The sequence below is a fragment of the Kribbella sp. NPDC051137 genome, assembly GCF_040682535.1.
GTDB classification, from domain to species: Bacteria; Actinomycetota; Actinomycetes; order Propionibacteriales; family Kribbellaceae; genus Kribbella; species Kribbella karoonensis.
The window spans coordinates 1-13413 of the sequence record NZ_JBFBBI010000008.1 but is presented as its reverse complement, the minus strand read 5'-3'; the positions used below and the strand labels follow the sequence as shown (position 1 = coordinate 13413).

General features: G+C 70.4%; 13 protein-coding genes and 1 pseudogene. 7 read left to right on the top strand and 7 right to left on the bottom strand.

Annotated features, from left to right (window positions below; genetic code table 11):
• Positions 1–18 precede the first annotated feature (18 nt).
• Positions 19–654, top strand: coding sequence for a phosphotransferase (locus AB0M51_RS38150; protein WP_344199463.1), 636 nt, complete (start codon positions 19–21; stop codon positions 652–654).
• Here the strand turns inward: AB0M51_RS38150 and AB0M51_RS38145 are convergent.
• The gene (locus tag AB0M51_RS38145) at positions 642–1568 is read right to left on the bottom strand and encodes a helix-turn-helix domain-containing protein (protein WP_344199465.1); all 927 of its coding nucleotides are present in this window, start codon (positions 1566–1568) and stop codon (positions 642–644) included. The two genes, AB0M51_RS38150 and AB0M51_RS38145, sit on opposite strands and share 13 nt — an antisense overlap.
• A 70-nt stretch (positions 1569–1638) precedes the next feature.
• Here AB0M51_RS38145 and AB0M51_RS38140 point away from each other — a divergent pair, with 70 nt between their 5' ends.
• Entirely contained in the window at positions 1639–1950 is a 312-nt protein-coding gene (locus AB0M51_RS38140; protein ID WP_344199466.1) for a cupin domain-containing protein, read from the top strand.
• Here the strand turns inward: AB0M51_RS38140 and AB0M51_RS38135 are convergent.
• Positions 1947–2936 carry a pirin family protein gene (locus tag AB0M51_RS38135; protein WP_344199467.1) on the bottom strand — a complete coding sequence of 330 codons (990 nt, stop codon included), beginning with the start codon at positions 2934–2936 and terminating at the stop codon, positions 1947–1949. The two genes, AB0M51_RS38140 and AB0M51_RS38135, sit on opposite strands and share 4 nt — an antisense overlap.
• A gap of 170 nt (positions 2937–3106) precedes the next feature.
• On the opposite strand from AB0M51_RS38135, the gene AB0M51_RS38130 reads away from it, so the two are divergent.
• The 4 genes from AB0M51_RS38130 (at position 3107) to AB0M51_RS38115 (ending at position 6987) form a co-directional block, all read left to right on the top strand.
• The gene (locus AB0M51_RS38130) at positions 3107–5131 is read left to right on the top strand and encodes a glycosyltransferase family 39 protein (RefSeq protein ID WP_344199470.1); all 2025 of its coding nucleotides are present in this window, start codon (positions 3107–3109) and stop codon (positions 5129–5131) included.
• Positions 5132–5363: 232 nt separating this feature from the next.
• Positions 5364–6221 (top strand): bifunctional methylenetetrahydrofolate dehydrogenase/methenyltetrahydrofolate cyclohydrolase, encoded by an 858-nt coding sequence (locus AB0M51_RS38125; protein ID WP_344199472.1) that lies wholly within the window; start codon positions 5364–5366, stop codon positions 6219–6221.
• A gap of 13 nt (positions 6222–6234) precedes the next feature.
• Positions 6235–6504, top strand: a complete 270-nt coding sequence (locus AB0M51_RS38120) for a DUF3017 domain-containing protein (protein WP_344199474.1) — start codon at positions 6235–6237, stop codon at positions 6502–6504.
• A gap of 15 nt (positions 6505–6519) precedes the next feature.
• Positions 6520–6987, top strand: a complete 468-nt coding sequence (locus AB0M51_RS38115; RefSeq protein ID WP_344199477.1) for a GNAT family N-acetyltransferase — start codon at positions 6520–6522, stop codon at positions 6985–6987.
• Here AB0M51_RS38115 and fes read toward each other — a convergent pair.
• From fes to AB0M51_RS38095, 4 genes are read right to left on the bottom strand one after another with little or no spacing between them, the layout of a single operon-like run.
• The gene (gene fes, locus AB0M51_RS38110) at positions 6980–8188 is read right to left on the bottom strand and encodes an enterochelin esterase (RefSeq protein ID WP_363753434.1); all 1209 of its coding nucleotides are present in this window, start codon (positions 8186–8188) and stop codon (positions 6980–6982) included. The two genes, AB0M51_RS38115 and fes, sit on opposite strands and share 8 nt — an antisense overlap.
• Before the next feature lie 6 nt (positions 8189–8194).
• Positions 8195–9754 (bottom strand): bifunctional phosphoribosylaminoimidazolecarboxamide formyltransferase/IMP cyclohydrolase, encoded by a 1560-nt coding sequence (purH, locus tag AB0M51_RS38105; RefSeq protein WP_363753431.1) that lies wholly within the window; start codon positions 9752–9754, stop codon positions 8195–8197.
• A complete protein-coding gene (gene purN / locus AB0M51_RS38100; RefSeq protein WP_344199485.1) occupies positions 9751–10380 on the bottom strand; it encodes a phosphoribosylglycinamide formyltransferase in 630 nt (209 codons plus the stop codon). The genes purH and purN overlap by 4 nt, the downstream gene beginning before the upstream one ends.
• Positions 10381–10440: 60 nt before the next feature.
• On the bottom strand, positions 10441–11667 hold the full coding sequence (locus AB0M51_RS38095; protein WP_344199487.1) for a DUF6350 family protein: 1227 nt from the start codon (positions 11665–11667) through the stop codon (positions 10441–10443).
• Between the two features lie 175 nt (positions 11668–11842).
• Between AB0M51_RS38095 and AB0M51_RS38090 the strand changes: the two genes are divergently transcribed.
• Entirely contained in the window at positions 11843–13177 is a 1335-nt protein-coding gene (locus AB0M51_RS38090; RefSeq protein WP_344199490.1) for a hypothetical protein, read from the top strand.
• A gap of 48 nt (positions 13178–13225) precedes the next feature.
• Here AB0M51_RS38090 and AB0M51_RS38085 read toward each other — a convergent pair.
• Positions 13226–13413: pseudogene (locus AB0M51_RS38085) on the bottom strand (succinate--CoA ligase subunit alpha); the annotation flags it as partial.

Here is a 13413-nt window from a genome sequence, read left to right as displayed (position 1 = left end):
GTCCGTAGTCTGCGGTGCGTGGACATCGCTGCGCTCCTGGACCGGTTCGGCGCCGACGGCGGGTCCGTGGTCGAGGTCGGGCACTCGTCGGCGACCGTCGTGCGGCTGGAGCGGTCGTCGGAACGCCTCTACTACAAGTCCGGTGCGGGCGTCTCGGCGGAAGGCGACCGGTTGGCCTGGCTGGGGGCGACCGGGTTCCCGTGCCCGCGGATCGTTGACCGCGGCAACAACTGGCTGCTGACCGCGGAGCTGCCCGGAAGGGACGCGTCGCAGCCATGGGCGGCGGGCGACCGGCCGGCTGTGCTGGCGGCGATCGCGGACGGTTTGCGGGCGCTGGATTCGCTGACCGGCTGCCCGTTCAGGTCGCCGTTCCCCGGCGACGGCGTAGCCGTGACGCACGGGGACTACGCGGCCCCGAACGTGTTCGTGGACCCGTCGACGCTACGGTTCAGCGGCGTCCTCGACGTCAGCGCGCTCGGGACCGGCGACCGGTACGTGGACCTCGCACTGATGTTCAAGAGCCTGCGCGGCGCACTGAATCCGCAGTACGGCGGACTTCCGGCGGCGCGGCGGTTCGTCGAGCTGTACGGCGGTGATCCGGACGACCCGCGGATCGAGCACTACATCGCGCTCGACGACAGCTACTTGCCCTGATAGGCGCGGCGGTACGCGCTCGGGGTCGTGTGTAGCGCGGCCCGGAACCGGCGCCGCAGGTTGGTCGCCGACGAGAGTCCGACGCGGAGGGCGATCGCGTCCACGGAAAGCTCAGTTTCCTCAAGCAGAACACGTGTTCTGGCGATCCGCTGCGCCAGCAACCACTGCCCCGGCGACACTCCCAGCTGCTCTCGGAACCGCCGGGCCAACGTCCGCTGCGACACATTCCCCCGCCGCGCCAGGTCCTCGACGGTCAGCGCCTCGCCCAACCTCTCGCCCGCCCACTCCAGCACCACCCCCAACGACTCACCGGCGACACCATCGGAGTCCTCGGACCGGTACTGCGACTGACCGCCTTCGCGATGCGGCGGCATCACCATCCGCCGCGCCACCCGGGCGGCGTACCCCGCGCCCAGGTCACGCCGTACCAGATGGAGACAGAGGTCGATGCCCGTGCCTGATCCGCCGCTGCTCGCCACGTCGCCGTGATCGACGTACAGCACCTCGGGATCGACGACAACGTTCGGAAACCGGCGCTGCAACTCGTCCGCGTACCGCCAGTGGGTGGCGACGCGACGACCGTCGAGCAGCCCGGTGGCGGCCAGCAGGTACGCCCCGGAACAGATACTCACCAACCGCGCACCCCGCCGATGCGCCCGCCGCAGCGCCCGCAGTACGACGTCCGACGGCTCCCGATTGATCGGCAACCACCCCGGTACGACGATCGTGTCGGCCCGGTCGAGAGCGCGCAGCCCGGATCCGACCACTATGTCGAAACCCTCGGTGGTCCGTACGTTCCCCGGCGCCTCCGTGCAGACAGAGAACCGGTACGGCGGATCCCGGAAGACCACCGCGGCACAGCCGAACTCGAAACTCGCCTGCGGCGCGGTGACCAGCGCGACGACGCGATGCATGGCAGAAAAGTACCTGATCGGGACTATCCAGACACTGGGTACGGACTGTGGACAGCGCCAGGATCGACGTATGGAGAACTACGAGTGGGCGTCGGTCGACGACGCACCGGTCCGCGAGCTCTTCCCCGGCATCCGGCTCCGGCCGTTGTGGTCCGGCGCCGTCGCGAAGGCTTTCGTCCTGCAGATGGAGCCCGGCTCGACCTGGGAGGGCATCGACGTCCACGATCCCGGCCCGGAGGAGGTGTTCGTCGTCGACGGCGTCTTCAACGACGGTGAACGCGACTACCCGGCCGGTTCGTTCATCCACGCCCCGGCCGGGTCGTCCCACATCCCGCAATCCGCCGCGGGCTGCACTCTGTTTCTGTTCTACCCCGAGGGTTAGTTGTCGGTACTGCGGAGCTCGGTCGGCGCGCCGTGCACCGCGGGGATCGTGCCGAGCTTGCCGGCCTGGAAGTCCTCGAAGGCCTGGATCACCTCGGCGCGGGTGTTCATCACGAACGGCCCGGCCATCGCGACCGGCTCGCGGATCGGGCGGCCGCCGATCACCAGGACGTCGAGGTTCGGCTCGGCCTGCGGCTGCGAGGTGCTCGCCGCCGTACGGATGACGTCGCCGGCACCGAAGACCGCCAACTGGCCCTTGCGGACCGGGCGCCGGTCGGCACCGACGGTCCCTTGGCCGGCCAGCACGTAGACGAGCGCGTTGTAGTCGGGCTGCCACGGCAGCACCAGCTCAGCGCCGGGGCTGACGGTGGCGTGCACCAGCGTGATCGGGGTGTGCGTCGTACCGGGACCGTTGTGGCCGTCGACCTCACCGGCGATGACTCGGATCAGCGACCCTCCGTCAGGCGTGGACAGCAATGCGGAGTCGCCGCCGCGGATGTCCTGGTAACGCGGCGGGGCCCATTTGAGCGCCTTCGGCAGGTTCACCCAGAGCTGGATGCCGTGGAACAGGCCGCCGCTCATGACCAGGTGCTCCGGCGGCGTCTCGATGTGCAGCAGGCCGCTGCCGGCCGTCATCCACTGGGTGTCGCCGTTGGAGATGACGCCGCCACCGCCGTTGGAGTCCTGGTGCTCCATGATCCCGTCGAGCATGTACGTGACGGTCTCGAAGCCGCGGTGCGGGTGCCACGGGGTGCCCTTCGGCTCGCCCGGCGCGTACTCGACCTCACCCATCTGGTCCATGTGGATGAACGGGTCCAGGTCGCGGAGATCGACGCCCGCGAAGGCCCGCCGTACCGGGAAGCCCTCTCCCTCGTAACCGCTGGGCGCCGACGTCACCGACTTCACGGGACGCTCACGCACGACGGCCGGGTCCTGCGGGCTGATCCGGGGCAGGACGGTGATGTCGCTGACGGTCACGGCGGGCATGGTGTGCTCCTCGGTCGGTTGATAGTTCAAGAATAAACTATCTGCTCGAACCGCGGCAAGAGCAGCGGTATTCCCGGCTCCCAGCGAGCTCCCAGCCGGCACCCAGGGCCGTTGGAGACCCAGTTGGCACCGTCGTCAGTGGAAGCCCGTCCCGCGAACTGGAGATGATCATGACGACGCTGCTCGACCGCCCCGTGGAACCTCGGACCCCGGCGCAACCACCCGGCAGGCTGCGGCGCTTGGTGCGCGGGCCGTCCGGCCAGTCGGCGTACGTCCGGCCGGCCGCGCTGGCGATGCTCGTCGGTACGGCGTTCCTGTACCTGTGGAACCTGACCGCGTCCGGGTACGGCAACAGCTTCTACGCTGCCGCCGTACAGGCCGGCACGCAGAACTGGAAGGCGTGGCTGTTCGGGTCGCTCGACTCCGGGAACGCGATCACGGTCGACAAGCCGCCGGGCGCTTTGTGGGTCGCGACGGCGTTCGCGCGGGTGTTCGGGTTCAACAGCTTCACAGTGCTCGCGCCGCAGGCGTTCATGGGGATCGCCGCGGTCGGCCTGCTGTACCTGACCGTTCGCCGGGTTGCCGGGCCAGTCGCGGGGCTCGTGGCGGGTACTGCGTTGGCCTTGACGCCGGTCGCCGTACTGATGTTCCGCTTCAACAACCCGGACGCATTGCTCGTGCTGTTGCTGGTGGCCGCGGCGTACTTCGTCGTACGGGCGCTGGAGCGGGCGTCGGCTCGGTGGTTGATGCTGGCGGGAGTGGCGATCGGGTTCGCGTTCCTGACGAAGATGGGGCAGGCGTTCCTGGTGCTGCCGGCGTTCGGGGTGGTGTACCTGATCGCGGCGCCGACGTCGTTGCGGAAGCGGGTGCTGCACTTGGTCGGTGCGTTCGCTGCGGTGATCGTGAGTGCCGGCTGGTACGTCGCGCTGGTGGAGTTGTGGCCGGCTTCGAGTCGCCCGTACATCGGTGGGTCGACCAACAACTCGCTGCTGGAGCTGGCGCTCGGGTACAACGGGCTCGGGCGGTTGCTCGGCGGATCCGGGAACGGTGGCGGGGGTGGCGGCGGTGGTGGCGGGGGTGGCGGGAACACCGGGTTCGGCGGGAGCGCGGGGATCACGCGGATGTTCGGTGATGCCTTCGGGACCGAGATCTCGTGGTTGTTGCCGGCGGCCCTGATCGCGCTGGTCGGTGGGTTGTGGGCGCGGCGGCAGGCGCCGCGGACCGACCTGCTGCGCGCCGGGATCGTGCTGTGGGGCGCGTGGCTGCTGGTCACCGGCGCTGTGTTCAGCTTCATGAGCGGGACGATCCACCCGTACTACTCGGTGGCTCTGGCGCCGGCGATCGGCGGACTGGTCGGGATCGGCGTGTGGCTCGGGTTCCGGCACCGGTGGTTGCTGGCGGCAATGATCCTGCCGACGGCGGTGTGGGACTACGTACTGCTTACCCGGACGCCGACGTTCGCGCCGTGGGCGAAGTACGCGATCGTCGTGGCCGGCGTACTGGCCGGCTTGCTCGTGCTCTTCGGCCGGCGTGTCCGCCGGGCGTGGCCGGCCGTCGTACTCGCGGTTGCGGTGTCACTCGGTCTCGGCAGCACGGCGTTCGCCGCCGCCACCGCGGCACAACCCCACAACGGCTCGATCCCCACCGCGGGCCCGACCTCCTCCGCGATGGGCGGCATGGGCGGCGGAACCGGCGGCCCCGGCGGCGCCATGGGCGCCACCCCACCCTCAGGCACCCGCCCCGGCTCCACCACCACCGGCTCCACCGGCACGGGGTCGACCGGGACGACTGGTTCCACCGGGTCCACCGGGGGTGCGGAGATGGGTGAGCGGATGGGTGGAGGTGGAATGGGTGGTGACGCGTCAGCGAGCAGCGAGCTGACGGCTCTGCTCGCGAAGACCACCACGACCTGGGCCGCCGCCACCAGCGGCTCCCAGTCCGCCGCCTCCCTCGAACTCGCCACCGGCAAGTCCGTCATCGCGATCGGCGGCTTCAGCGGCACCGACAACGCCCCCACCCTCGCCCAGTTCAAGCAATGGGTAGCCGAGGGCAAGATCACGTACTACATCTCCGGCGGCCAGGGCGGCGGCCCCGGCGGCGGCTCCTCCGCGGCCAGTGAGATCCAGTCCTGGGTCCAGTCCAACTACACCGCCACGACCGTAGGCAGCACCACCGTCTACAAGCTCACCTCATAAACACACCACCGTGACACCCGGCCGGACGGCCCTCACCGCCCGGCCGGGGCCATCCGCAAACGCTCCTGCTCGGTGCGCAGCTGGTTGGGGCGGACCTGAGTCACTCACCAAGCCGCGGTAACCGGCGGTGGCCCGCCGTTCCCACGCTCAGGCGTGGCCCGTTCGGCGGGCTTGGTGAGTGCTGGCGATCCGGGTACGCGGCCGGGCGGCCCGCGTGGCAGACTCTGGTGCCGTGACGGCGCAGATTCTGGACGGCAAGGCGACGGCGGCGGCGATCAAGGACGAGCTGAAGGTCCGGGTCGCGAAGTTGGCCGAGCAGGGTGTGGTGCCCGGGCTCGGCACGATCCTGGTCGGTGACGACCCGGGCAGCCGGGCGTACGTCTCCGGCAAGCACCGGGACTGCGCGGCGGTCGGGATCTCCTCGATCCAGGTCGAGCTGCCCGACACCGCGACCCAGGACGAGATCGCGACCAAGGTCCAGGAGCTCAACGAGAACCCGGACTGCACCGGCTTCATCGTCCAGCTCCCGCTCCCGAAGCACGTCGACACGAACACGATCCTCGGCCTGATCGACCCCGCGAAGGACGCCGACGGCCTGCACCCGGTGAGCCTCGGCAAGCTGGTGCTCGGGCAGGACGGCCCACTGCCGTGTACGCCGAAGGGCTGCGTGGAGATCCTCCGGCGGTACGACGTACCGATCGCGGGCGCGCACGTGGTCGTCGTCGGGCGCGGTGTGACCGCGGGGCGCCCGATGGGGCTGCTGTTCACCCGGCGGAGCGAGAACGCGACCGTCACCCAGTGCCACACCGGCACGAAGGACCTGGGCGCGGTGGTGCGTACCGGCGACATCGTGATCGCGGCGGCGGGTTCGGCCGGGCTGATCACCGCGGACATGGTGAAGCCCGGCGCGGTCCTCCTCGACGTCGGCACCAGCCGCAACGCCGAGGGCAAGATCGTCGGCGACATCGACCCGGCGGCCCGCGAGCAGGCGGCGTGGATCGCGCCGATGCCCGGCGGGATCGGCCCGATGACCCGCGCGATGCTCCTCAGCAACGTGGTGGAGGCCGCCGAGGCGGCCCTCCCCCGGTGAACGTGACGTGCTGATGGCAGGCGAGACGCAGCGCCGGAGCCAGTGGCCGCTGGCGTTGTCGCTCCTGGTCGCCCTGACCGGCCTGGTCGTGATCTGGTTCTACAACTGGCGCAACGGAGTCCTCGTCTTCGCCGGCGCCGTGGGCCTGGCAGGCCTCCTCCGGGCCACCCTCACCGACACCAAGGCCGGCCTCCTGCACGTCCGCAGCCGCATGTTCGACACCACCTTCCTCTTCCTCACCGCCGCCGCCATCGCCGTCCTGGGCCTGATCGTCCCGAACTAGGGAATACTCGGGCGGATGGTGACGATCCGGGGTGCGGTAAGGGCGGACGGGCCCGAGGTTGCGCGGGTCTACGTCGACTCGTGGAACGACGGCTTCGGCGACCTGATGCCGACCGCGGTGCTGGACGACCGCCGGGTCGCGCGATGGACCGAGACTGTTGCTAACGGCAACTGGTGGGTCGCCGAGGTCGACGGGGCGATCGCCGGCTTCGTAGGCATCGGCCCAAGCCGCAACCCCCTCGACCCCACCCTCGGCGAACTCGACACCATCGCCGTCGACCGCCCGTACTGGCGCCAAGGCGTCGGCACAGCCCTGATGACAAAAGCCCTGCAAGAGCTGGAGAAGCAATACAACGAAGCCATCCTCTGGACCCTCGCCAACTACCCGCAAGGCCAGAACTTCTACGTCAAAACCGGCTGGACACTGACCTCGGAGAGCCGCGACGGCGGCCACCAGATTTCGTACCGCCGCCGCTTCAGCTAAGCGCGATCAACGCATCGGCGATCGATCCGCGCCAGCAGGCACGGTCGTGGCCACCGTTGAACTCGGAGTACTGCACCTCGTAGCCCTTGCTGCGCAGAAGTGTCCGCAGGTGCCGGTTGGCCACCAGGATCGACGGGCCACGCCCCGGTGTCTGACCGACTTCCTGGAGGCCGGCCTCGAGCCAGAACCGGACCCGTCGCGGCTCGGCCTCGGCGTACTGCCGGGTCAGCCATTCGTGCTCGTCCTCGCCGTCGGGACTCCACCAGAACGATCCCGACTGCGAAATGACGTTGCCGAACAGATCCGGTCGTCGCAGTGCGGCGAACGCGGCGGCCTGCCCGCCGTGGCTCTGGCCGGCGACAATCGTGCGGGCAGGATCGGTCGTGATCCGGTAACGCTCGCGGACCCACGGCAGCAACTCGTCCGTGAGGTACTCCAGGAACGGCGCACCGCACGGAAGTTCGCGGTTCCGGACCTCCTGGGTCAGGCTGTCGACGAGTACGGCGATCATCGGTGGGACCCGGTCCGCCTCGATCAGGTTGTCGAGGATCGTCGGCATCGGCATCGGCCCCAGCACCGTGTCACCGTCGAAGAGCACGAGCAACGGCAGGGGGTCCGCGTCAGGCGTGTAGCCGGCTGGCGTGTATACCCAGATCCGCCGTTCGTTGCCGAGAATCTCACTGCGATGCCTGTACTGCACCAGCTCGCCACCGTCTGCTCCTGGCACGAGCCATGGTTGCGCGGGCGCGTCCGGCAGGGAGGCCAACGAGATGACAGTCTCGTGGCTGCCCGTCTCCTCGTCCTCTGGATAAACGAACGTCGCCGGGTTGAGCGGATCGGCGAACCAGTGTGCGGTCCGCTCGGTCCAGTCCTCGGCCTTGGCCGCCGTACTGCCGACGTCGTCGACGGCGAGGCGGTACGTGCAGCGGAGATCGGAGCGGACCCGGAAGGTCAGGTACCACACGTCGGTACCCGCGAGGTGCTGCATCAGGTTGGCCGGCGGGTCCCAGCCCGCCGGTCCGCCGAAGACCGAGACGTCCGACACGGGCTCGCGGGAGCGGTACAGGAAGGTCAGCCAGACGTCCCCGTCCGGCGCCGGCTCGACCATTGGGGTGCCTTGCTCGGCGACCTCGGTCCAGAACTCGGCCGTCCTGGCCGGATCGAGTTCCTGCAGGCGCGGGCTCTCGATCCGGTCGGACATGACGGCTCAGTGGAAGAAGTGGCGGGTGCCGGTGAAGTACATGGTGATGCCGGCCTTGGTGGCGGCTTCGATGGCGGCTTCGTCGCGGATGGAGCCGCCGGGCTGGACCACTGCCTTGACGCCGCCTTCGATGAGGACCTCGAGGCCGTCGGGGAAGGGGAAGAAGGCGTCGGAGGCGGCGACCGACCCGGTGGCGCGGTCGCCGGCGCGGGAGACGGCCAGGCGGCAGGAGTCGACGCGGTTGACCTGGCCCATACCGACGCCGACGGAGGCGCCGTCGGCGGCGAGGAGGATCGCGTTGGACTTGACGGCCCGGCAGGCCTTCCAGGCGAAGGCGAGGTCGGCCAGTACCTCCGGCGAGGCGGGTGAACCGGCCGCCAGGGTCCACGAGGACGGGTCGTCGCCGGGGGCCTGGAAGCGGTCGCGGTGCTGGAGCAGGAGGCCGCCGCTGATCGCGCGCATCTCGACCGTCTCGTCGGCGGACACCTCGGGCGCGACCAGCAGCCGGATGTTCTTCTTCGCCTGCAGGATCTCCGCCGCGCCGTCCTCGAAGGCCGGGGCGACGAGGACCTCGGTGAAGATCTCCGCGACCTGCTTCGCGAGGTCCACGGTGACCGGGCGGTTCGTCGCGATCACCCCGCCGTACGCCGACACTGGGTCGCACTCGTGCGCCCGGCGGTGCGCCTCCGCGATGTCCTTGCCGACCGCGATGCCGCACGGGTTCGCGTGCTTGATGATCGCGACCGCCGGCTCGCTGAAGTCGTACGCCGTACGCCGGGCCGCGTCGGCGTCGACGTAGTTGTTGTACGACATCTCCTTGCCGTGCAGCTGCTCGGCCGCCGCGAGTCCGCCGCGGCCGTTCAGGTACAGCGCGGCCGGCTGGTGCGGGTTCTCGCCGTACCGCAGGACCGCGGACTTGTCCCAGGACGAGCCGACCCAGGCCGGGAAGCCCGAACCCTCGCTCGAGTCCGTGAGCACGTTGCCCATCCAGGACGCGACCGCGATGTCGTACTCGGCCGTGTGCACGAACGCCGCCGCCGCGAGCTGCTGCCGCTCCTCGAGCGAGAAGCCGCCCTCGCCGAGCGCCGCCAGCAGCGACGGGTACTGCGACGCCGAGGTCACCACGGCGACGTTCGCGTGGTTCTTCGCGGCACCGCGGACCATCGACGGGCCGCCGATGTCGATCTGCTCGATGCACTCGTCCACCGACGCGCCGGAGGCGACCGTCTCGGTGAACGGGTACAGGTTGCTCACGAGCAGGTCGAACGGCTCGACCCGCATCTCCTTCAGCTGGTCGACGTGATCCGGCTTGCGCAGATCCGCGAGCAGTCCCGCGTGGACCAGCGGGTGCAGCGTCTTGACCCGGCCGTCGAGGCACTCCGGGAACCCGGTCAGCTCCTCGACCTTGGTCACCGGTACGCCGGTCGCGGCGATCCGGCCCGCGGTGGAGCCGGTCGACACCAGCTGGACACCGGCGGCGTGCAGCGCCGAAGCGAGCTCCTCCAGACCGGTCTTGTCGTAGACGCTGATCAGCGCGCGGCGGATCGGCCTGCGGTCGGTGCTCACTTCAGTCGAACCTTTCGTCCGGTGATGGTCCAGCCGTCGCGGACCAGCCGGCCGACCCACTCCACCAGCTGGCGGCGTTCGACCTCCTTGATCCGCTCGGTCAGGGTTTCTTCGGTGTCGTCGTCCTCGACCGGTACGACGACCTGCGCGATGATCGGCCCGGTGTCGACGCCGCCGTCCACGAAGAACAGCGTCGCCCCGGCGACCTTCACGCCGTACTCCAGCGCGTCCCGGGGACCGTGGATCCCGGGGAAGGCCGGCAGCAGTGCGTTGTGGGTGTTGATGTAGCGGTCGCCGAACGCACCCAGGAAGTCGTCGCCGACGAGCTTCAGGAAGCCGGCCGACACGACCAGGTCGGGCTTGTACTCCGCGACCGACGCGGTCAGCGCGCGGTCCCAGTCCGCGCGCTCGGCGTACGACTTCACCTTGTGCACGAACGTCGGCACCCCGGCGGCCGCGGCCCGGTCCAGTCCGGCGATGCCGTCCCGGTCGGCGCCGACGGCGACCACCTGGGCGCCGTACGCCGGGTCGGCGCAGGCGTCCAGCAAGGCCTGCAGGTTCGACCCCGACCCCGAGACGAGCACGACGAGGCGTGCAGAACCGGAGTCAGACGAAGCAGAAGTCACGCCCGGAAGCCTATCGCCCGGGCTCGGCGCGGCCGTCATCCGGTCGGGTGGGGTGCCGGGTCAGTCCGCTGGGGTGGGGCGTCGGGCGGCGCGTACCGCGGCGGTGACTGCGGCTCCGATCGCCATGCCGGCCGTCAGCACGCCGGCAGCCGGGAGCGCGCCGGGGACCCCGACCACGGACATCCGTCCCGGCCCGGCCGAACCGCCCGACATCGCCAGCAACGCGAACACCACGATGCCCGCGAGCACCGCCGCCATCCCGCCGCGCAGCGCGAACGCGTCCCAGCCGAGCGCGTCCGCGTCCCGCTCCGCGAGCCCCCGCCGTACGACGACGAGCCCCGCGACCACCCCGGCGAGCAGCGGCACCAGCGCGGTCAACGCCAGCAGGTACGTCGGCGTCGAGCCGTCGGCAGGTACCGCGGCCAGCAGCGGGAGCGCCGGCAGGCTGCCCACGTTCACGCCGGTCGGCGCGATCGTCGTACCGGTCCCGAGCTGGAAACCAGGCCCGGCGAGGAACGCGACGACGTACAGCACCATGTTCGGCACCAGCATCAGGCAGATCGCGAACAGTACGACGGAGCCGATCGCCCCGGCGTTCAGGAGCTCCAGCATCCCGGTGATCCGGGAAAAGTGGATCGCGAGCAGTACGCCGTACAGCACCGAGGCGATCCCGACGATCGTGAGGACCGCCGCCATCGCGGCCGGTACGGCGTCCCGCAGCCCGGCGGGGGTGGCGTCGGCGAGGTCGTGGCCGGCGCCCGACTCGACGATGATGCCCGCCAGACCGGCGAGCAGCGCCAGCGAGAACGCGCCGAGGAACCCGGACAGCGGCGACACCTTCAGCGAGCCCTGCGCCGTGAGCAACGCCACCACCAGCCCGCCGAGGCCGTAGACGGCGGCGAACCCGAGCGCGAGACCGATCAGTTCCTTGGTCCGGTCGGCGCCGCTGGAGCGGGTCGCGGACTTGCCGCCGCGGTACAGGCACCAGGCGAAGAACAACGTGAGGCCGAGCGGCGCGACGCTGATCCGGCCCGTTCCGATCGTCACGCCTGCCTTGTGCGCGACCAGCCAGGCAGCCGCGCCCGCGCGGACCGCGCCGGACGCACCGCCGAAGGTGGCCCCGAGCCACCCGATCACGGCGACCACGGCACAGGTCAGCAGGCCGGTGAGCAGGCAGGCTCCGGCGGAGATCACGGCCGCCACCGGCACTGGCTTGGTCTGGGCGGTGATCTCCGACGTGGGCGTCTCGCCGTCCCGCGCGCCCGGGCGGCTCAGCATGTCGGTCATCTGACTCCCATCGTCTCCCCGGCCCCGGACCTGACTCGTCCTGACACGCCGGATGTGGGAGACTTCAGCCCGCCCGCTCACACTCGGTTGCCGCCTGTTCGCCTGGTGGTAGCTGGCTGGGGGCGTCGTGGGTCCACCGGGTACTGTCAGGTGGAATCAGTCAGGAGGTCGAGCTTTGGCCGGTTCCCACCGTGGACAACGGAGCGGCACCCGCGCCGCTGCCCGGGAGGCGCGGCGCCAGCAGGCGCGCAAGCGGAACCAGACGATCGCGGCAGGCGTGGCGGTCGTCGTCCTGGTCGGCGGCGGCGGCGTCGCGGCACTGAACGCGTTCGGCGGCGACGAAACGCCCGGGCCGAAGGCCGGCAGCAGCCCGACCGACGACAAGTCCAGCCAGTCGAACGTGCTGTCCGACGACAAGGTGCTGCTGGACGCGACCGCGGCGAAGACGCTCGGCGCGACCGGCGCCTGGAAGGTCACCGGGACGGCCAGCGGCGACTCCGCGCCGGACACCTCGTTCGCCTGCCAGTTGCAGCGGTTCGCCGACCCGTCCGGCCTCCGGACCTGGGTCCGCACGCTGCAGAACCCGACCACCAAGGACACCGCGGTGCAGTACATCGACGTGTCCAACGACAAAGCCACAGCCGCGAAGACCTACAACACGGTCGTCCACTGGCTCAGCCAGTGCACCACCCCGCAGACCCGGCTGTCCGCCGGTTACCTGACCACCGGTGTCGGGCAGACCGGCGTGATCGCGGTCTTCGGGCAGGTCCCAGGCGCGAAGACCACGAAGTACCGGACGGTCTCGGTGACGCTGGCCGGGCAGGCGACGATGGTCCTCGAGCACGACACGACGGCGGCGACCCCGCCGAAGCCGGACGTCGTCCTCGGCGCGACGAGCGCGGCGGCGAAGAAGATCTGCGCGGAGACCGGCGGCTGTGCCACCGGCGCCCCGGTCGCGAAGCCGGCCCTGCTGCCGAACACCGACAACCCGGGCTTCATGGCCCCGGTCGACCTGCCGCTGCTCGCCGAGGTGGACAAGCCGTGGGTGAGCACCGCCGCCCAGCCCGGCGACGGCACGGGCTGCGAGAAGCTCAGCCTGAAGAAGGCGAAGCCGTTGAAGGCCGGCACGTTCACGTACGTCGCGCCGGAGGCCAAGGTGCCGACCGAGTTCGGCATGGACGACACGGTCGTGAAGTTCGCGACCGCGGCGGCCGCGTCGGACTTCGTGGCGAAGATCCGGAAGAACGTCGACGCCTGCGAGAAGAACGTCTCGAACGCGAAGGTCGAGTCCACCGGGACCCTCAAGACCAGCACGATCTCCGGCAAGAGCTGGACCGCGACGTACGACAGCGGCGACGGCAAGAAGTACCACTACCGGATCGGGATCGCCGGGTCCGGGGACCGCGCGGTGTACCTGCTGTTCCCGGTGCTGAAGGACCTGGACCTGACCGACGCCGCGTTCAACGAGACGCTGGCCCGCGCGGTCGACCGCTCCGCCGCCTTCAAGTAGAAACGGGACCCACCCCCTGAGGGGTAGGTCCCGTTCCGGACAGTACTGCTACTTGCTCAGGCCCTGCATGATCTCGCGCATCAGGTTGGCGGTCTCGGACGGCGTCTTGCCGACCTTCACGCCGACGGCCTCGAGGGCCTCCTGCTTCGCGGCCGCGGTCCCGGAGGAACCGGACACGATCGCGCCGGCGTGACCCATGGTCTTGCCCTCCGGCGCGGTGAAGCCCGCGACGTACC

Bases quoted from the DNA above. Each gene is read 5' to 3' on its own strand.
- AB0M51_RS38145 (WP_344199465.1), bottom strand. From the start codon at position 1,568: ATGCATCGCGTCGTCGCGCTGGTCACCGCGCCGCAGGCGAGTTTCGAG.
- AB0M51_RS38140 (WP_344199466.1), top strand. From the start codon at position 1,639: ATGGAGAACTACGAGTGGGCGTCGGTCGACGACGCACCGGTCCGCGAG.
- AB0M51_RS38135 (WP_344199467.1), bottom strand. From the start codon at position 2,936: ATGCCCGCCGTGACCGTCAGCGACATCACCGTCCTGCCCCGGATCAGC.
- AB0M51_RS38130 (WP_344199470.1), top strand. From the start codon at position 3,107: ATGACGACGCTGCTCGACCGCCCCGTGGAACCTCGGACCCCGGCGCAA.
- AB0M51_RS38120 (WP_344199474.1), top strand. From the start codon at position 6,235: ATGGCAGGCGAGACGCAGCGCCGGAGCCAGTGGCCGCTGGCGTTGTCG.
- AB0M51_RS38115 (WP_344199477.1), top strand. From the start codon at position 6,520: ATGGTGACGATCCGGGGTGCGGTAAGGGCGGACGGGCCCGAGGTTGCG.
- fes (WP_363753434.1), bottom strand. From the start codon at position 8,188: ATGTCCGACCGGATCGAGAGCCCGCGCCTGCAGGAACTCGATCCGGCC.
- AB0M51_RS38095 (WP_344199487.1), bottom strand. From the start codon at position 11,667: ATGACCGACATGCTGAGCCGCCCGGGCGCGCGGGACGGCGAGACGCCC.